The following is a 17,867-nucleotide window of genomic DNA, read 5'->3' as shown; positions in this document are numbered from 1 at the left end:
TCGGGCGATCGGATCAACCGCGGGCGGCGGCCAGGGATTCCCTGGCTGCGGCGGCGACGTTCTCGGGGGTGAAGCCGAACTCGGCGAACAGGATCTTGGCGTCGGCGGAAGCGCCGAAGTGTTCGAGGGAGACGATGCGTCCTGCGTCGCCCACGAACCGGTACCACGTCAGACCGATCCCGGCCTCGACCGCAACGCGGGCCTTCACCGACGGCGGAAGCACGCTCTCGCGGTACTCCCGCGGCTGCTCCTCGAACCACTCCACGGACGGCATCGACACCACCCGGGTGCCGACCCCCTCGGCCTCCAGCCGCTCCCGCGCGGCGACGGCGAGCTGCACCTCGGAGCCGGTGGCGATCAGAACGACGTCCGGGGTCCCGGTGGAGGACTCCTTCAGTACGTAACCGCCACGAGCCGCATCCGGGTTCGGCGCGTACGTCGGCACGCCCTGGCGGGTGAGGGCGAGGCCGTGCGGAGCCGGGTTGACGGCGTGCCGCTTGAGGATCTCGGCCCAGGCGATCGCGGTCTCGTTGGCGTCGGCGGGCCGGACGATGTTCAGGCCCGGGATGGCGCGCAGGGACGCGAGGTGCTCCACCGGCTGGTGGGTGGGGCCGTCCTCGCCGAGGCCGATGGAGTCGTGCGTCCAGACGTACGTCACGGGCAGCTGCATCAGCGCGGAGAGGCGGACGGCGTTGCGCATGTAGTCGGAGAAGACCAGGAAGGTGCCGCCGTAGACACGGGTGTTGCCGTGCAGGGCGATGCCGTTCATCTCCGCGGCCATCGAGTGCTCGCGGATGCCGAAGTGGATCGTCCGGCCGTACGGATCGGCCTCCGGCAGCGGATTGCCCTTCGGCAGGAAGGAGCTCGTCTTGTCGATGGTGGTGTTGTTCGAGCCGGCCAGGTCGGCGGAGCCGCCCCACAGCTCGGGGAGCACGCCGCCGAGCGACTGCAGCACCTTGCCGGAGGCGGCGCGGGTCGCGAGGGACTTGCCCTCCTCGAAGACCGGCAGGGCGTCCTCCCAGCCCTCGGGCAGCTGACCCGCCACGACCCGGTCGAAGAGCCTGGCGCGCTCGGGGTCGGCGCCGCGCCACTTGTCGATCCGCTTGTCCCAGGCGGCGTGCGCCTCGGCGCCCCGGTCCAGGGCACGGCGGGCGTGGGCGAGCACCTCGTCCGCCACCTCGAAGGACCGCGACGGGTCGAAGCCCAGGACCCGCTTGGTGGCGGCGACCTCGTCCTCGCCGAGCGCGGAGCCGTGCGCGGCCTCGGTGTTCTGCGCGTTCGGCGCGGGCCAGGCGATGATCGTGCGCATCGCGATGATCGAGGGCCGCCCGGTCTCGGCCTTGGCGGACGTGAGGGCCGCGTACAGGGCGTGCACGTCGATGTCGCCGTCGGCGCCGGGCTCGATCCGCTGCACGTGCCAGCCGTACGCCTCGTACCGCCCCAGCACGTCCTCGGAGAACGCGGTCGCCGTGTCGCCCTCGATGGAGATGTGGTTGTCGTCGTAGACGAAGACCAGGTTGCCGAGCTTCTGGTGGCCGGCCAGGGAGGAGGCCTCGGCGGAGATGCCCTCCTCCAGGTCGCCGTCGGAGACGATCGCCCAGATGGTGTGGTCGAAGGGCGACTCGCCCTCGGGAGCTTCCGGGTCGAACAGGCCGCGCTCGTAGCGGGCGGCCATCGCCATGCCCACCGCGTTGGCCACACCCTGCCCGAGCGGACCAGTGGTGGTCTCGACGCCGGCCGTGTGGCCGTACTCGGGGTGGCCGGGCGTCTTCGAACCGTGCGTCCTGAACGCCTTCAGGTCGTCCAGCTCCAGCTCGTACCCGGAGAGGAAGAGCTGCGTGTAGAGGGTGAGCGAGGTGTGCCCGGGGGACAGGACGAAGCGGTCACGGCCCGTCCACTCAGGGTCGGCCGGATCGTGACGCATCACCTTCTGAAAGATCGTGTACGCCGCCGGGGCCAGGCTCATCGCCGTGCCCGGGTGCCCGTTCCCGACCCGCTGCACGGCATCGGCCGCCAGAACGCGGGCGGTGTCGACGGCACGCCGGTCGAGTTCGGTCCATTCCAAGCTGTCCGGTGTCTGCGTGCTCATCTTCAAGAAGTCCTCGATCGGAGGGAAGTAGCTGGTCTGACGCGTTCAAACTTAAAAGTCTGACTTTTACGGGGGAAGGTCGCGGTGTGTCAGTCTGTGGTGAAAGTGGGACACAACCAGCGGCACAGAGCGGCACAGTCTGCGACCGAGGCGGCACGAGAAGGACATGGCGGACAGAACCATCCAAGGCGGAGACAGTGACGGCGGAGTGGACGGGATCAGAACGTTCCCCTTCCCGGTCGAACTGAGCGTCGGCGGTGTCGGCATGCAGGTCGGCCCGATGGGCACCGGCCGCACCTGGCACGCGGACGCGCCGCTGGAACGCGTGCACCGCATCGATTTCCACGTGGTGATGCTCTTCAGCGGCGGCCCCGTACGCCACATGGTCGACTTCGCCGAGTACGAGGCGACGGCCGGCGACCTGCTGTGGATCCGCCCCGGGCAGGTCCACCGCTTCTCGTCGACCTGCGAGTACCGCGGAACCGTCCTGACCATGCAGCCCGGCTTCCTGCCCCGCGCGGTCGTCGAGGCCACCGGCCTGTACCGCTACGACCTGCCGCCCCTGCTGCGCCCCGACGAACCCCGGCTCGCCGCGCTCCGGGCCGCCCTCGCCCAGCTCCAGCGCGAGTACGAGGACTCCAGCACCCTCCCGCTGAGCCTGCACACCTCGGTACTGCGCCACTCGCTCACGGCGTTCCTGCTCCGCCTCGCCCACCTGGCGGCGAGCTCGGCGGAGGCGGCCAGGCGCCAGTCGGACACCACCTTCACCCTCTTCCGGGACGCCGTCGAGAAGGGCTTCGCCACCAACCACAGCGTCAGCGCCTACGCCGACACCCTCGGCTACTCCCGCCGCACCCTCGTCCGAGCGGTCCGCGCCGCCACCGGCCAGACCCCCAAGGGCTTCATCGACAGACGCGTGATCCTGGAGGCGAAGCGGCTGCTGGCCCACACGGACCTGCCGATCGGCCGGGTCGGCGCGGCGGTCGGCTTCCCGGACGCGGCGAACTTCTCGAAGTTCTTCCACCAGCACACGGAGATGACGCCGGCGGCGTTCCGGGCGGAGCTGCGCTGACCCGGCCGGCACTCCCGCCACTTCCGCCACTTCCGGCACGACAACGGGGCTCCACGCGCGCGTGGAGCCCCGTTCGGGGAAGCGGGCCGCGAGTCAGCGGCCGAAGGTGAACCAGTTCACGTTCACGAAGTCCGCCGGCTGGCCGCTCGTGAAGGTGAGATAGACGTCGTGGGTGCCGGTGACCGAACTCATGTTGGCCGGGACCGTCCGCCAGGACTGCCAGCCACCCGTGTTGGCCAGCGAGAAGCTGCCGACGGGGGTGCTCGTACGGCTGTCCAGGCGGACCTCGACCAGACCGCTGACGCCGCTCCCCGCACCGCTGGCCACCCGGGCGACGAACTGGGTGGCCGCCGTGGAGCCGAAGGTGACGCCCCGGTAGAGCGCCCAGTCGCCGTTGGCGAGGGAGGCCAGGTTCTGGCCGCCGCCGGTGTCGGAGGTGGTCTCCGTGCCGGCGCCGGACTGGCTGTCGAAGGACTCGGACTGGATGGTGCCGTAGGCGTCACGGTTGCCGGTCGGCGGGGGAGTGGTGGAACCGCCGCCGGCGGCCGACAGCACCTGGACGTAGTCCACGACCATGGGGACGCCGGACCGCGTGTCGCCGTCCAGGCCGCCGCCGAACGCGTCGGGGAAGGCCCCGCCCATCGCCACGTTCAGGATGATGAAGAAGCCGTGGTTGGTGGCGTTGGACCAGGTCGTCGCGTCGACCTGGTTGGCGTTGACCGTATGGAAGTTGACGCCGTCGACGTAGAAGCGGATGGCTTCCGGGCTCGCCGAGCGGTCCCACTCCATGCTGTAGGTGTGGAAGCCGGACTGGCAGGTGGTGCCCGGACACGCGGTCGAACCGCCGAGGCCGGTGGTCTCGTTGCACGGGCCGCCCGGGTTGGTGCCGCAGTGCATCGTGGCCCACACCGTGTTGCGGCCCTGGACGTTCTCCATGATGTCCAGCTCGCCGACGCTCGGCCAGTTCTGGTAGTTGCCCCGGTAGGGCGCGCCCAGCATCCAGAACGCGGGCCAGTAGCCCTCCGCGGCGGTGCCGGTGACGTTCGGCATCTGGATGCGGGCCTCGACGCGCAGCTTGCCGCCCGACGGGGGCTGGAAGTCGGTGCGGTTGGTCTCGATGCGGCCCGAGGTCCAGTTGCCGGCCGCGTTGCGCAGCGGGGTGATGCGCAGGTTGCCGTTGCCGTCGAGCGAGACGTTGCTGGTGCTGTTCGTCATCGTCTCGACCTCGCCGGTGCCCCAGTTGGCGGGGCCGCCGGGATACGAAGTCCCGGTGGCGTACTGCCAGTTGGAGGTGTTGACGCCGGTGCCCGCGGCACCGGTGAAGTCGTCGAGGAAGACCTGCGACCAGCCTGCGGGGGGCGTGGGCGCGTCGGCGTTCGCGGACAGGGAGGCGACCGTGGCCGCGGCCGCCGCGAGGCCCAGCGTGCTGACGACGGCGACGATCGCCCGCCGGAACGGGCGCCGTCTGCGGGGTATGCCGGAGGAATCACTCATGGGGGTGCCTCTCGGGTACGGAGTGGGGTGCGCGGGTGCCTTCGGGAGCGCTGCGCTGACGCTTTGAGAGCGCTCTCAAAGTGCGCCCAATGTGCTCCCGGCCACTCCGGTCGTCAAGAGGTGTAACCGTGAAAGTCCTTCTGGCCCAGGTGGGTTAACCCGATGAAGCCGCCGGCTGCCACCCCAGTGCCCGCGAGATCCCCCGCGCGGCCAGCCGCACCGCCGGGATGAGCGCCGGCACCTGAGCCCCCTCCTGGGGAACGACGACCGACACGGCCGCGACCAGTGTCCCGTCCGGCCCGCGTACCGGCGCGGCCACCGAGAGGGCGTCCTCGGTGACCTGGCGGTCGCTCACCGCGACGCCCGAGCGGCGTACTTCGGCCAGGACGCGGCGCAGCCGGTTCGGGTCGGTGATCGTGTACGGGGTGTAGGAGGCGAGCGGGCGGGCGCAGTACTCCTCCTGGAGGTCCGGATCACCGTACGCCAGCAGGGCGAGGCCGACGCCGGTGACGTGCAGGGGCCAGCGGGCTCCGACGCGGATGTGGACGCCGACCGCGGAGCGCCCCGAGATCCACTCGATGTAGACGACCTCGGACCCGTCGCGCACCGCCAACTGCACGTTCTGGTGCGTGGCTTCGTACAGGTCCTCCAGATACGGCAGCGCGACCTGCCGCAGTGCGAGGGCGCGCGGTGCGAGCGCCGCGACCTCCCACAGGCGCAGGCCGACGTGGTATGTGCCGGACTCGTCGCGCTCCAGGGCGCCCCACGCGGTCAGCGCGCCGACGAGCCGGTGCGCGGTGGTCAGGGTCAGCCCGGCCCGCCGGCTGATGTCCGTCAGGCTCAGCGCCGGGTGTTCGTGGTCGAACGCGGCGAGGACGGACAGCAGCCGGTCGGGCGCGGTGGGGGTCCCCCCGCGCGAGCGACGTCGAGAGGGGGGGGAGGGTGGTCATGGCCGGGCGTCTCCGGGATGGGCGAGGTCGTAGGGGCGGGGGTAGGCGGTCGGCCGGTACGCGAGGTAACGGCCCGGGGTGGTCGGATCCTCCTGCTGGGCGCGGGAGTTGAGGGTGGCGGGCGAGGTGTCCCAGCGGCCGGTGTCCAGTCGGTGCTCCAGGGTGTGCAGGGCGCAGACCATCTCGCCGGTGGTGAAGGTGCAGTGCCCGGGGCCGTCGACGTAGGCCTGGCTGAGCAGCCGGCCCGCGGCGGCGGCGGCGGTGGCGGCCCGCCGGTAGGCGCTCTCGGACTGTACGGGGATCAGCGCGTCGCCGGTGGTGTGGATGTTCAGCTGGGGATCGGTGAGCCGGCCGGTGAAGGTGCTGGTCTGTCGCATCCAGCGTACGGCGGCGGGGTCGGCGGAGACACGCGGCGAGCGGGCGAGGGCCGTGAGGTCGTTCCGCAGCGACACGCCCGCCTCCTTGTAGAGCTCCGTCACCTCCTTGTACAGCGGGGAGCGCCCGAGCATGGCGGTGTAGTCGACACCGGTGTTCCAGGACGGGTTGCCGCCGGCGCGGCTCTCCGCCTCCTGCCGCCAGGAGAAGGCGGGCAGGCTCAGCAGACCGGTGACGGCCGCGTACTGGTTGGCCTGCTGCCCGTCCCAGTCGCCCGGGCCGGGCTCGGTCTGTGCGGGGTCGTTGTGGCCGGGGATGTTGTGCAGGGCGGCGGCCAGGGCGATCCGGGCGCGGCCCGCCGGCGTCTGCTGGGCCGAGGCCACCTTCGCGGTGAGGGCCTTCGACGCGTCGACCGCGGACGCCTGGTCGGCGAACCCGGCGAGCGGGATGCCGGCGTCCGGCGCGAGCAGGGTCTTCAGCGCGAACACCGGATCCAGGGTGCTGTTCCAGTTGGCGACGCCGCCCTGTACGAGCCCGCACATCGAGAGCGATCCGTCGAAGCGGTCGGCGTGCCGCTCGGCCAGGGCCGTCGTCACCAGGCCGCCGTACGACGTGCCCCAGGCGAGTGTCCGCAGGGCCGGGCCGAACTTCTGCGTGAACAGGTCCAGCGTGGCGAGTTGGTCGGGCACCGCGTCGGTGACGGCCCAGCCGTTCGTCGCGTACGAGGAGCCGATGAGCGCGTAGCCCTCGGCCAGGAGGTGGGCGGTCGTGTCCCCGCCGGAGTCCGAATCGGGCGAGTTCTGGGCCGGGTTGGGCCAGCCGGCGGCGCGGTAGCCGTGGCTGTAGAGGAGGTCCGTGCCGTTCCAGTCGGCGGGTTGTCGCGCCGCCCCACTCGCCGCCGATCGCGAGACCCTGCACGACGCGCAGGGTGACGAGGAGGACGGGGGCCCAGACGCCGATCATGTCGTAGGTCGGCAGCACGCCGATCAGGAAACTGCCGCAGCCCATCAGGGCCATGGTCAGCAGCATCATCGACTTGCGGCCCAGGCGATCGCCGAAGTGGCCGAAAATGATGCCGCCGAGCGGGCGGGCCACATAGCCCGCGGCGAAGGTGCCGAAGGCCGCGATCGTGCCGACCGCGGGGTCGGCGCCGGGAAAGAAGAGGTCGCCGAAGACCAGTGCGGCGACCGTGCCGTAGACGAGGAAGTCGTAGAACTCCAACGCCGTGCCGAGCGGGCCGGACAGCGCGACGCGGCGCAACTGCCGCTGATCCGGGGACGGTTGACGGGCAGACGTGCGGGGTGGCTGCACGATGAGCTCCCTGGTGCCGATGCCGTGGGGGTGTCACCGGTGGGGGACTTCATCGGCGCCCCGGCGAAGTTAGGCACTATCCGTTCGGCCGTCAATCACTTGCATAGCATCAGTTGAGTCCGTCCTCCGCGATCCGCAGCAGCAGCGTGTGCAGCGCGTCCCGTTCGGCCGGGTCGAGCGGGCCGAGGAGTTCGTTGGTCACGCGCAGGCCGGCCTCGTCGGTGTCGCGCAGGAAGCCGCGGCCCCCCTCGGTGAGCACGACGATGCGGCTGCGGCGGTCGTCCGGGGAGGGGCGCCGCTCGGCGAAGCCCAGCTTCTCCAGGTCGTCGACCAGGCCGACGATCGCGCTCGGGTCGTAGCCGAGGGTCGTGCTCAGCTCGCGCTGGAGCGCGCCCCCGGACGTGGCGAGGAAGCGGAGCAGCGCGTAGTGGCGCAGGCGCAGGCCGGACTCCTGGAGGAAGCCGTTGAACAGTTGCCCGGAGCGCAGGCCCAGCCGGTACAGCAGATAGCCGGTGTCCGCGTGCAGCCCGCGCATCCACGGCTCGTCGGCGTCGATCGGGGCGGGGCCTGCGGCGTGGTCGGTGGCGTGTGGCTGGCGGGCGATGGCGGGCTCCCTGGGAGAGGCCCCGGGCGGGGCGGTTCGACGTGCTGAGCGGTGGATGCGTGGTGTCCGGATCGGTGCTGGGCCCAGTCTGACGCACCGGACGGGCGGCAACAACTATTGACGTCACCAATTATTGCTCTTAGCTTCGATCTCGACGCCGCACAGCCGCGGCCGCATCACCCGTGTCATGTTGTGAAGGGACCCGCCCGTGCCCAGCATCGATCTCACCGGCAAGGCCGCCGTCATCACCGGCAGCGGCCGGGGCCTCGGCCTCGCCTACGCCCACGCCCTGGCCGCCCACGGCGCGTCCGTGGTGATCAACGACGTCGACGAGGCCGTGGCCGAGCAGGCCGTGAAGTCCATCACCGCGGCGGGCGGCACCGCCGTCGCCGAGGTGGTCCCGGTCGGCACGACCGAGGCCGCCGAGCGCCTGGTCAACCGTGCCGTCGAGGAGTTCGGGCGCCTCGACATCCTGGTCACCAACGCGGGCATCCTGCGCGACAAGGTCCTGTGGAAGATGACCGACGAGGACTTCGACGCGGTCGTCACCACCCACCTCAAGGGCACCTTCACCTGCGCCCGGGCCGCCGCCGTGCGCATGCGCGAGCAGGGCGAGGGCGGCACCCTGATCCTGGTCGGCTCCCCGGCCGGACAGCGCGGCAACTTCGGGCAGACGAACTACGCCGCCGCCAAGGCCGGCATCGCCGCGATGGCCCGCACCTGGTCCATGGAGCTGGGCCGGGCCGGCATCACCGTGAACGCGATCGTGCCGGTCGCCGCCACCGCGATGACCGAGACCATCCCCGCCTTCGCGCCCTACATCGAGGCGATGAAGAACGGCGAGCCGCTGCCGGACTTCCTCCGCAAGGGCGAGGGCTTCGGCACCCCCGAGGACTGCGCGGCCCTCGTCCCCTTCCTCGCCTCCGAGGCGGCCCGCTCGATCACCGGCCAGGCCATCGGCATCGGCGGCGACAAGGTGGCACTCTGGTCCCATCCGCAGGAGATCAGCGCGGCCTACGCCGACGGCGGCTGGACCCCCGAGACCCTGGCCGACGCCTTCCCCACGTCGGTCGGCGCCGAGCTCCAGACGGTCGGCATCCCGGCCCCCAAGTTCCCGGAGGCCTGACCATGACGACCCTCAATGTCGAGGATCTCGTCGCGATCGACGTCCACACCCACGCGGAGGTGTCCTCCAAGGGGCACTCCTCCCTGGACGACGACCTGCACGACGCCTCCTCCGCCTACTTCAAGGTCGAGGGCAAGCGGAAGCCGACCCTGGAGGAGACCGCCGCCTACTACCGGGAGCGGAAGATGGCCGCCGTGATCTTCACGGTGGACGCCGAGTCCGCGACCGGCACGGCCCCCGTGCCCAACGAGGAGGTCGCCGAGGCCGCCGCGGCCAACGCGGACGTCCTCATCCCCTTCGCGTCCATCGACCCGTTCCGGGGTAAGGCGGGCGTGAAGCAGGCCCGGCGCCTGGTCGAGGAGTACGGGGTGAAGGGCTTCAAGTTCCACCCGAGCATCCAGGGCTTCTTCCCCAACGACCGCTCGGTGGCGTACGACCTCTACGAGGTGATCGAGGAGACCGGCACCATCGCCCTCTTCCACACCGGCCAGACCGGCATCGGCGCCGGCGTGCCCGGCGGGGGCGGGATCCGGCTCAAGTACTCGAACCCGCTGCACGTGGACGACGTGGCCGCCGACTTCCCGCACCTGAAGATCATCCTGGCGCACCCGTCCTTCCCCTGGCAGGACGAGGCCCTCGCCGTCGCCACCCACAAGCCGGGCGTGCACATCGACCTGTCCGGCTGGTCGCCGAAGTACTTCCCGCCGCAGCTGGTGCAGTACGCCAACACACTTCTGAAGGACAAGGTGCTCTTCGGCTCCGACTTCCCCGTCCTCACCCCCGACCGCTGGATGGCGGACTTCGCGAAGCTGTTGATCAAGGACGAGGTCAGGCCGAAGATCCTCAAGGAGAACGCCGCCCGCCTGCTCGGGCTGACCAAACCATAAGGGGCGTCACCATGCGCAACGAGGGACTGGGGTCGTGGCCCGCACGCCGGGCCCGCAAGACCCCCCACCGCACGGCCCTGGTCCACGGTGAGCAGTCGACGGACTACCGCACATTGCATACACGCACCACTCGCCTGGCCCACGCCCTGCGCACCCGCGGCATCCGCCGCGGCGACCGCATCGCCTACCTCGGCACCAACCACCCCTCCTATCTGGAGACCCTGTTCGCGGCGGGCGTCCTCGGCGCGGTGTTCGTGCCGCTGAACACCCGCCTCGTCGGCCCGGAGATCGCCTACCAGCTGGCCGACTCCGGTGCCAAGGCACTCGTCTACGGCCCGTCGTTCCAGGGACTGGTCGCCGGTCTGCCGGGCAGCACCGACGTGCGGACGTACGTCGAGGTCGGCGCCGAATACGAGGAGGCGCTGAGCTCGGCCAAGGACGAGCCCATCGACGAGCCGGTCGGCGCCGACGACACCTGCATCATCATGTACACCTCGGGCACCACCGGCCGCCCCAAGGGCGCGATGCTCACCCACGGCAACCTCACCTGGAACGCGATCAACGTCCTCATCGACCACGATCTGCTCGCCGACGAACGCGCCCTGGTCTCCGCCCCGTTGTTCCACACGGCGGGCCTGAACATGCTCACCCTGCCGGTCCTCCTCAAGGGCGGCACCTGCGTCCTGGTCGAGGCCTTCGACCCGGACGCCACCTTCGACCTGGTCGAACGGCACCGGATCACCTTCATGTTCGGCGTGCCGACGATGTTCGACCAGATCGCCCGGCACCCCCGCTGGAAGGACGCCGACCTGTCCTCCCTGCGGATCCTCACCTGCGGCGGCTCCCCGGTGCCGTCGCCGCTGATCGCCGCGTACCAGGAGCGGGGCCTGACCTTCCTCCAGGGCTACGGCATGACGGAGGCGTCCCCCGGGACGCTGTTCCTGGACGCCGAACACGCGGTGAGCAAGGCGGGTTCGGCCGGGGTGCCGCACTTCTTCACCGACGTCCGGGTGGTACGGCCGGACCTGGCTCCCGTCGACGTCGACGAGACCGGCGAGGTCGTGGTCCGCGGGCCTCATGTCATGCCCGGCTACTGGGGGCTGCCCGAGGAGACGGACGCCTCCTTCGCGGACGGCTGGTTCCGCAGCGGGGACGCGGCGCGGGTCGACGAGGACGGTTACGTGTACATCGTCGACCGTATAAAGGACATGATCATCTCCGGTGGGGAGAACATCTACCCCGCCGAGATCGAGGACCTGCTCCTCGCCCACCCGGACATCGTCGAGTGCGCGGTCATCGGCGTGCCCGACGACAAGTGGGGCGAGGTGCCGCGCGCGGTCGTCGTCCCCCGCGAGGGCGCCTCGCCGGACCCCGACGAGGTACTGGCCTCGCTCGCCGGCCGGCTCGCCAAGTACAAGATCCCGAAATCGGTCGTCGTCGCGGACGAACTCCCGCGCACCGCCTCCGGGAAGCTCCTCAAGTCCCGGGTGCGCAAGCGCTTCGGCACCCACTCCTGACGTTCACCTCTCAGCGTTCGACTCCCAGCTAAGGAAAGCCACATGGGCATCACCGTCAACGGCCTCGACGAACTGAAGAAGCTCGCCGGCAGCGACCTCGGCACCAGCGAGTGGATCGAGGTCACGCAGGAGCGCATCAACACCTTCGCCGACGCGACCGGCGACCACCAGTGGATCCACGTGGACCCGGAGAAGGCCGCGGCGGGCCCCTTCGGCGCCCCCATCGCGCACGGCTATCTCACCCTCTCCCTCTTCATCCCGCTGTTCACCGAGCTGCTGGACGTCCAGGGCGTCACCACGAAGGTCAACTACGGCCTGAACAAGGTGCGTTTCCCCTCCCCGGTGAAGGTCGGCTCGCGCATCCGGCTGGTGGCGAAGCTGGTGGAGGTCGAGGACGTGCCGGGCGGTGTGCAGGTCGCCGTCGACGGGGCGATCGAGATCGAGGGCGGGACGAAGCCGGCGGCGGTGCTGCAGAGCCTGTCGCGGTTCTACGCCTGAGGTTCGCCGTATCTCCGGTGATCAGTCGGTGACCTGCTGGTACGAGTGGACGGCGGTCGTCACCGCGCACACGCCCGGCGGGATCATCTCCACCCGCAGGGTGCCGGGGCCGGCGTCGTAGTCGACGCCCTCCGTCTCGAACGTGCCCGTGCACACGCTGCGCTGCGGCAGGGCGAACAGGCTCGTCACCGAGCCGGTGACCGGCCGCCCGTCCAGTTTTCGAGCCAGGTCGACCTGGAGGAGCGGCCGGATCTCGGGGAACAGCGTGCCGGTGGCGTCGTTCGAGGCGCACACCAGCCGGGTGTCGTTCAAGAAGTCGCAGCCCTGGATGTCACGCACCGGCTTGTCGAGCGTGATCTGCCCGGCCTCCTTCAGGTCGCCTCCCGTCGGGGGAGTGGCCGGGTTGAGCAGCGGGGCGGGGAAGACCTGGAGTCTGGTCTGCTCGCCCCACTCGCCCGACACCATCCACTGCCCGTCGGGCGAGACGGTGGCGAAGGAGTTGTTCAGCTTCTCGCCCGGGTTGGGTTGAGCCGGTGGACGTACTCTTGACTTGCACCTCGGGCTGAAGCCCGAGGATTCTGGCCTTCTCGACTTGTTGCTGTGCCGCTACGCGGCACGGACTTGGGTCGGGAATCCGTGGCTTCCTGTTTCTTCACGCTGTGCCGGGATTGCTCCCGGTCTTACCGGCGCTCCGCAGGCCGATACCGCCAGTCCGGCGGCCGTCTTCACGTTGATCGCGGCATTGTGGTCCCGGTCGTGGACCGTGCCGCAGGCGGTACAGGTCCATTCCCGCACGTTCAGGGGTTTGGGCCCGTCCTTGACGCCGCAGGTGGAGCAGGTCTGGGAGGTCGGCTCGAACCGGCCGATCTTCACTAGAGTCCGCCCGTATCTTGCCGCTTTGTATTCCAGCATGTTCACGAACGAGGACCATCCGGCGTCGTGCACGGACTTGGCCAGCCTGGTGCGGGCCAGTCCCGCCACCGACAGGTCCTCCACGGCGATCCCTTGGTTCTCGGAGATCAGCTTCGTGGAGAGCTGGTGGTGGAACTCGCGGCGGGCGTCGGTGACCTGGGCGTGGGCGCGGGCGACCGTCAGGCGGGCCTTTTCGCGGTTCTTGGATCCCTTCTGTTTGCGGGACAGCTCCCGCTGGGCCTTCTTCAGCTTCTTCTCCGCGCGGCGCAGGAACCGCGGGGAGTCGATTTTCGTGCCGTCGGACAGGACGGCGAAGTGAGTGAGGCCGAGGTCGATGCCGATGGTGCGGTCGGTTTCGGGCATCCGTGCCGCGTCGGTGGTGGGGTCGGTGTCGATGACGAAGGACGCGAAGTACCTGTCGGCCGCGTCCTTGATGACGGTGACCGAGGTGGGGGTGGTGGGCAGGGTGCGCGACCACTTCACCTTCACCGCGCCGATCTTCGGCAGGTTCAGGCGGTCGCTGTCGGTGAGGTGCCAGCGGGCGTTGGCGGTGAACCGGATCGACTGCCGGGCATCCTTGCGGGACTTGAAGCGCGGCGGACCGATCTTGGGCCCCTTGCGGGCGCCCTTCAAGGAGGCGAAGAAGTTGCGATAGGCGCTCTCGACATCGCGCAGGGACTGCTGCAGGACGACCGCAGAGACCTCGCCCAGCCAGGACCGTTCCGCTGTCCGCTTGGCCTGGGTGATCAGGCGGGTGGACAACTCCGCGGCCTTGGGGAACGGTTGCTCGGCCTTGCGGGCGTCTTCACGGGCACGCACCGCGTCGTTGAACACGACGCGGGCGCACCCGAACGCCCTGGCCAACGCGGTCTGCTGGCCGGGGTCCGGGTACAACCTGAAGGCGTACCTGAGCTGCATGACGATCACATTAGACATGTCGCACACCCACCGTCACGACGGAACATTCGTGCGAACGCTCGCCGCTCCTGCAGCCGAGTCCGGCTCCGCCGGAAGGGCACCGCGACGCTCCGCGTCGCAACCATCAGATTCGCTTCACTCCCGGCGTGAACGCCGGGGCACTGCGAATGAATCCCGGTAGCGCTTCCCGGCCGGGGTGGTCACCGCGAACATCTTCGACGTGGCCGTGTCGGGCCTCTGGTAGGCGTCGAAGACGTACCCGCGTGCGATGTCCGGGTCACCGATGTGATTCCAGCCCTTGACGCGCAGGTCCAGCGGGATGGAGGCCAGTCCCCGGTACAGCAGCGAGCCGTTCGCCCGGGTGGCGAGCCCCTGCCCGCCACCGAGCGTGTCGGTGTACGCCGTGCCGGTCTGCGCCCAGTGCGGGTCGCCGGCGGCCGACGCCGTGCCCGCACCGAGCGTGAGGGCACCTAATGAAAGGAAGAGGGCGAACAGTTGACGCTTCGTCAGGCACCAGCCACGTCGACGAAGATGGGGTTGGAATAGAACCACGTATCGGCCCACGGGTCACCGTCACCGGGCACATGGGGAATCGGACCGTGCGGGTCCACGGAGGTGCCCAGATAGCCCGTGCCGTTGCGGTTGCCGTCGCTGCCGCGCAGCCGGACGTAGAAGGACTCGTCGCCGGCGGTCACCGGGATACGCAGCGTGTACGTCCCCTTGCGGCCCAGGACGTCCGCCGTGTGGACGACCTTGGTGTCGGGCGCCTGCCAGGTGTCCCGGTCGGTCGCCGGGCCGCGCACCGCGCCCCGGATCACGTCCACGTGCGCCAACTCGGGCAGGATTCCCTGGGCGTTGGGCCGCGAGGCCGTCGTCACGGTGACCTCGAGGCTGAGCCTGTCGCCCTTGCGGACGCGCAGCCGGCCGCCGAGCGTGACGCCCCGGCCGGCGTCGTGGGTCCGCTTCAGCCGTACGTCGAGACCGTCCAGCAGATGCCCGTGGTCGAGCCAGACCCGGCCCGCGCGCAGGCCGGACATCACCGCGCGGTAGCCGTAGCGGGTCACGCCCACATGGGTGCGGCTGAACTGGCCGGGCCAGAAGTCGCCGCCCGGCTGCTCGGTGTCGGTGTTCACCGGGTCGGGGATGTGCCCGGTGTTGTCGAAGTTCTGCCCCGGTGCCCAGTCGCCGTTCTTCCAGGTGTCGAAGACGACCCGGTGCACGTCGGAGTTGGTGGTGATCGTGAAGAGCTTGCCCTCGGCGAGCATCGCGTCCCACATGCCGCCGACCGTCGCAGTCATCCAGTCGAAGCCGCCGTACAGGACGTAGGCGTTCTCCGGGTAGCCGGGCCAGGAGTTCGCGGACGGCTTGTTCGTGTACTCGCCGCGCTGCTGGCCGGATCCGACCCAGCCCGGGATGCCGCCGCCCTGCGCACCGGGCGCGCCCTCCATGCCGATCATGATCTCGGGGGCCGCGTCGCGCCAGTTTCGCAGCTCGTGCGGGGAGTCGATGCCCAGGCGGGACGGGTGGTTGGCGAAAACCAGCACGTCGTCGACGTATCCGGTGCGGCGCTGTTCGGCGAGCCACTGGATGGCCTTGACGGCGTGCGCCTCGTTGCGGGGTGTGTCGGGGTCGGTGGGACCGCCCGCCGTGTAGCCGAGCAGCTTGCCGTCGTAGGCGAGCTCGAACCGGGTCAGCAGGTCGACCTCGTGCGGACCCGGCGCCGCGAAGATCGTGCAGTGCTCGGCGCCCGGGATGTACCACTCCAGGCCCTGGAAGATCAGCTGACACGGGTTCTGGGCGCGCGCCTTGAGGATCTCCTCGTGTTCCAGCTTCGCCCCGTACTGGGCGTGCCCGAAGTTGGAATGCTCGTTGAACACCATCCAGTCGAGGCCGTACTTGGCGGCCCCCTGGGTGATCTGGTGGAACGTGTACTTCGCGTCGTGGCTGTAGACGGAGTGGACGTGGTGGTCGCCGACGAGGTAGGCGAGGCGCGGGTCCTCGCCGCCGAACGGGAGGGGCCGGGCGGCCGCGGGAGTCGCGAGAGAACCGGCCGCGAAGGCGGCGCCGAACAGGCCCGCGCGGCGCATGAGCTGACGTCTGGACAGGCCCTGCGGATCGAGGGCGGCGGAGGAGACGGACGGATCCGCCCAACTGGGCAGCTGTTGCTCGGACATGGGCTGATCTCTCTCAAGGGGGCGGACGCGGACACGCGTCGAGCACGGGGATGGAGTGGAGGAGAGGTCGAGGGGCTCGAGGTGGGTCAGTGGTTCATGAACGCCGTGACCGGCAGCGCCCGCTCGACGATCCGGACGTCGCCGAGCCGACCGTAGAGGATCTGGTCGATCTGGCCGCCGTACTCGTAGCCGCCGAGCAGCCACGGCAGTCCGACCGAGGTGATCCCGACGGCGGACGCCTTCGGGTTGCGGACGACCGGGCAGCCCTGGACGTACAGCGTGGTGTGCATGCCGTCGTTGACGACAGCGAGGTGCCACCAGGTCTCCAGTGGCGTCTCCTGACCCCAGTTGGTGGCGATGCCCTCCTGGTTGAGCGGGCGCATGGCCCACTGGGGCTCGCGGTCGTTCGACAGGGAGAGCGTGGCGATCGGCTCGTCCGGGTCGTCGCCGGTCTTCCCGGCGGCGCCGCCCGTGCCGGTACGACTGACCAGGCCGGACCAGGCGTGGTGGGACGGGTCCCAGTCGGCGGGGAGACGGTAGAAGGCCTCGATGGTGTAACCGCCCCTGAAAGTCGCGGAGTTGAGTGGAGCGCCGTCGACCGTGCGCAGGTACGCGCCCTTCAACGGCGGCTTGTAGCCCTGGAACTCCAGGCTGCCGTGGCCGGGTTGATCCGGGTGGTGGTCCGAGGACCAGCCCAGTGAGCCGCCGCCCACCGTCACCAGGGTGAGGTCGTTGCCGCGGCCGGACAGGTCGCGGACGGTGCCGTTCACGGGCGACTCGAAGCGCCAGTACGCGACCGTGCCCGGGACGACGATCTTCGCGGCGGGCCGCTCGGGGCGGCCGGGCACTGGGTCGAAGCCGGAGAATCGCGCGGCGAAGTCGATGTCCACCGAGAACCGGTCGGCGTCACCGCTCAGTTCGATCTCCTGCCGCTCGAGCTCATTGAGCCCCTTCGCGGCCCGGCCCAGGATCCACGGGGATACCGTCTCCACGTCGATGGTGTTCCGGTCGAGGTCGAAGCGGTAGAGGCGGATCATGGCCGCGCCGCCGAAGTATCGGTTCTGATAGTTCGTCAAGTGAAGGTGGACGTCATGTCCCGCCGCGTTCTTGCGGGTTGCGCGGGCCGCGGGCCAGTAGTGGCCGTTGAGGGTGAGGAAGATCTGGTCGTGGTCCTCGACCAGCTGGTCCCACAGCTGCTGCCCGTACGTCGACAGGCTGTCGTCCTCGACGATCAGCTCGTGCGTGGTGAGGACGACGGGCGTCTTCGGGTGCGCGGCCAGGACCTCCTTCGCCCACGCGTACCCCTTCGCCGACAGTCGCCAGTCCAGTGCGAGCACCATCCACTCCCGGCCGGCGGCCCGGAAGAGGTGGAAGGTGTTGTAGCCGTCCGGCGAGGCCCCGCCGAACGTCGGCTTGCCCTTGAAGCGGTCCGGTCCGAAGGTGTCCAGGTACGGCGTCGAGCCGCGCTGGTCGTCGGTCGACGACTTCACGTCGTGGTTGCCTGCCAGGACGCTGTAGCCGACGCCCTTCCGGTCGAGAAGCTTGAACGCCTCGCCGATCGCGCTGACTTCGACCTGGCTGCCGTTCTGGGTGAGGTCGCCGAGATGCGACAGGAAGACGATGTTCTCGTCCCTGCCGTGCTCCAGCAGATAGCGCAAGGACGCCTCGAACGGCGCCTCGTCGATGCTCGGCCCGTCGAAGAGGTACTGCGTGTCGGGCATGACGGCGAGGGTGAAACGCCGGCTGTCCGGGTCCGGCCGCCAACTCGCCGCGGAAGCCGGGGCCGCCTCGGCGGCCGCCGGCAGCGCGAGACCGGCCGTCGCGGCGGCGCCCAGCAGCGCCGTCGCCCGCAGGAAACCGCGTCTTCCGGCACCGGCCTGCGCGGCCTCACCCTGGTCGTGCTCATGCGAAACGCACACGTGTGCTCCGTAACACTGCGT

General features: G+C 70.2%; 12 protein-coding genes and 4 pseudogenes. 5 read left to right on the top strand and 11 right to left on the bottom strand.

The window, feature by feature from the left end:
- Nucleotides 1–13: 13 nt before the first annotated feature.
- On the bottom strand, nucleotides 14–2,089 hold the full coding sequence (tkt, locus tag AC5P09_RS10880) for a transketolase (protein ID WP_493873648.1): 2,076 nt from the start codon (nucleotides 2,087–2,089) through the stop codon (nucleotides 14–16).
- A 166-nt stretch (nucleotides 2,090–2,255) separates the two neighbouring features.
- Between tkt and AC5P09_RS10875 the strand changes: the two genes are divergently transcribed.
- Complete coding sequence (locus AC5P09_RS10875; RefSeq protein WP_493873647.1) at nucleotides 2,256–3,161, top strand: helix-turn-helix transcriptional regulator; 906 nt, start codon at nucleotides 2,256–2,258, stop codon at nucleotides 3,159–3,161.
- 93 nt (nucleotides 3,162–3,254) lie between these two features.
- On the opposite strand, the gene AC5P09_RS10870 is transcribed toward AC5P09_RS10875, so the two are convergent.
- The 5 genes and pseudogenes from AC5P09_RS10870 to AC5P09_RS10850 all read right to left on the bottom strand — a co-directional run bounded on the left by AC5P09_RS10870 (nucleotide 3,255) and on the right by AC5P09_RS10850 (nucleotide 7,826).
- The gene (locus AC5P09_RS10870) at nucleotides 3,255–4,655 is read right to left on the bottom strand and encodes a glycoside hydrolase family 16 protein (protein ID WP_493873646.1); all 1,401 of its coding nucleotides are present in this window, start codon (nucleotides 4,653–4,655) and stop codon (nucleotides 3,255–3,257) included.
- 154 nt (nucleotides 4,656–4,809) lie between these two features.
- The gene (locus AC5P09_RS10865; protein WP_493873697.1) at nucleotides 4,810–5,541 is read right to left on the bottom strand and encodes an IclR family transcriptional regulator; all 732 of its coding nucleotides are present in this window, start codon (nucleotides 5,539–5,541) and stop codon (nucleotides 4,810–4,812) included.
- A gap of 60 nt (nucleotides 5,542–5,601) precedes the next feature.
- Nucleotides 5,602–6,855, bottom strand: a pseudogene (locus AC5P09_RS10860) (alpha/beta hydrolase family protein); the annotation flags it as partial.
- Nucleotides 6,833–7,291 (bottom strand): annotated as a pseudogene (locus tag AC5P09_RS10855) (MFS transporter); the annotation flags it as partial. The pseudogenes AC5P09_RS10860 and AC5P09_RS10855, both read right to left, overlap by 23 nt.
- A 109-nt stretch (nucleotides 7,292–7,400) precedes the next feature.
- The gene (locus tag AC5P09_RS10850) at nucleotides 7,401–7,826 is read right to left on the bottom strand and encodes a MarR family winged helix-turn-helix transcriptional regulator (RefSeq protein ID WP_493873645.1); all 426 of its coding nucleotides are present in this window, start codon (nucleotides 7,824–7,826) and stop codon (nucleotides 7,401–7,403) included.
- A gap of 277 nt (nucleotides 7,827–8,103) precedes the next feature.
- On the opposite strand from AC5P09_RS10850, the gene AC5P09_RS10845 reads away from it, so the two are divergent.
- The 4 genes from AC5P09_RS10845 to AC5P09_RS10830 are packed head-to-tail and all read left to right on the top strand — an operon-like array spanning nucleotide 8,104 to nucleotide 11,923.
- Nucleotides 8,104–9,021, top strand: coding sequence for an SDR family NAD(P)-dependent oxidoreductase (locus tag AC5P09_RS10845; RefSeq protein ID WP_493873644.1), 918 nt, complete (start codon nucleotides 8,104–8,106; stop codon nucleotides 9,019–9,021).
- 2 nt (nucleotides 9,022–9,023) lie between these two features.
- A complete protein-coding gene (locus AC5P09_RS10840) occupies nucleotides 9,024–9,908 on the top strand; it encodes an amidohydrolase family protein (protein WP_493873643.1) in 885 nt (294 codons plus the stop codon).
- An 11-nt stretch (nucleotides 9,909–9,919) separates the two neighbouring features.
- Nucleotides 9,920–11,425 carry an acyl-CoA synthetase gene (locus AC5P09_RS10835; protein WP_493873642.1) on the top strand — a complete coding sequence of 502 codons (1,506 nt, stop codon included), beginning with the start codon at nucleotides 9,920–9,922 and terminating at the stop codon, nucleotides 11,423–11,425.
- 42 nt (nucleotides 11,426–11,467) lie between these two features.
- Nucleotides 11,468–11,923 carry a MaoC family dehydratase gene (locus AC5P09_RS10830; RefSeq protein WP_266450222.1) on the top strand — a complete coding sequence of 152 codons (456 nt, stop codon included), beginning with the start codon at nucleotides 11,468–11,470 and terminating at the stop codon, nucleotides 11,921–11,923.
- Nucleotides 11,924–11,944: 21 nt separating this feature from the next.
- Here the strand turns inward: AC5P09_RS10830 and AC5P09_RS10825 are convergent.
- The 5 genes and pseudogenes from AC5P09_RS10825 to AC5P09_RS10805 all read right to left on the bottom strand — a co-directional run.
- Nucleotides 11,945–12,445 (bottom strand): annotated as a pseudogene (locus AC5P09_RS10825) (hypothetical protein); the annotation flags it as partial.
- A gap of 84 nt (nucleotides 12,446–12,529) precedes the next feature.
- Nucleotides 12,530–13,753 carry an RNA-guided endonuclease InsQ/TnpB family protein gene (locus AC5P09_RS10820; protein WP_493873696.1) on the bottom strand — a complete coding sequence of 408 codons (1,224 nt, stop codon included), beginning with the start codon at nucleotides 13,751–13,753 and terminating at the stop codon, nucleotides 12,530–12,532.
- A gap of 177 nt (nucleotides 13,754–13,930) precedes the next feature.
- A pseudogene (locus AC5P09_RS10815) lies at nucleotides 13,931–14,263 on the bottom strand (hypothetical protein); the annotation flags it as partial.
- Nucleotides 14,260–15,927 (bottom strand): PHP domain-containing protein, encoded by a 1,668-nt coding sequence (locus AC5P09_RS10810; RefSeq protein WP_493873641.1) that lies wholly within the window; start codon nucleotides 15,925–15,927, stop codon nucleotides 14,260–14,262. The pseudogene AC5P09_RS10815 and the gene AC5P09_RS10810, both read right to left, overlap by 4 nt.
- 86 nt (nucleotides 15,928–16,013) lie before the next feature.
- On the bottom strand, nucleotides 16,014–17,846 hold the full coding sequence (locus AC5P09_RS10805; protein WP_493873640.1) for a LamG-like jellyroll fold domain-containing protein: 1,833 nt from the start codon (nucleotides 17,844–17,846) through the stop codon (nucleotides 16,014–16,016).
- Nucleotides 17,847–17,867 lie beyond the last annotated feature (21 nt).

Source organism: Streptomyces sp. a15 (assembly GCF_059026085.1).
The sequence above is the reverse complement of the archived record's forward strand: the minus strand, read 5'-3'. Positions and strand labels throughout refer to the sequence as shown.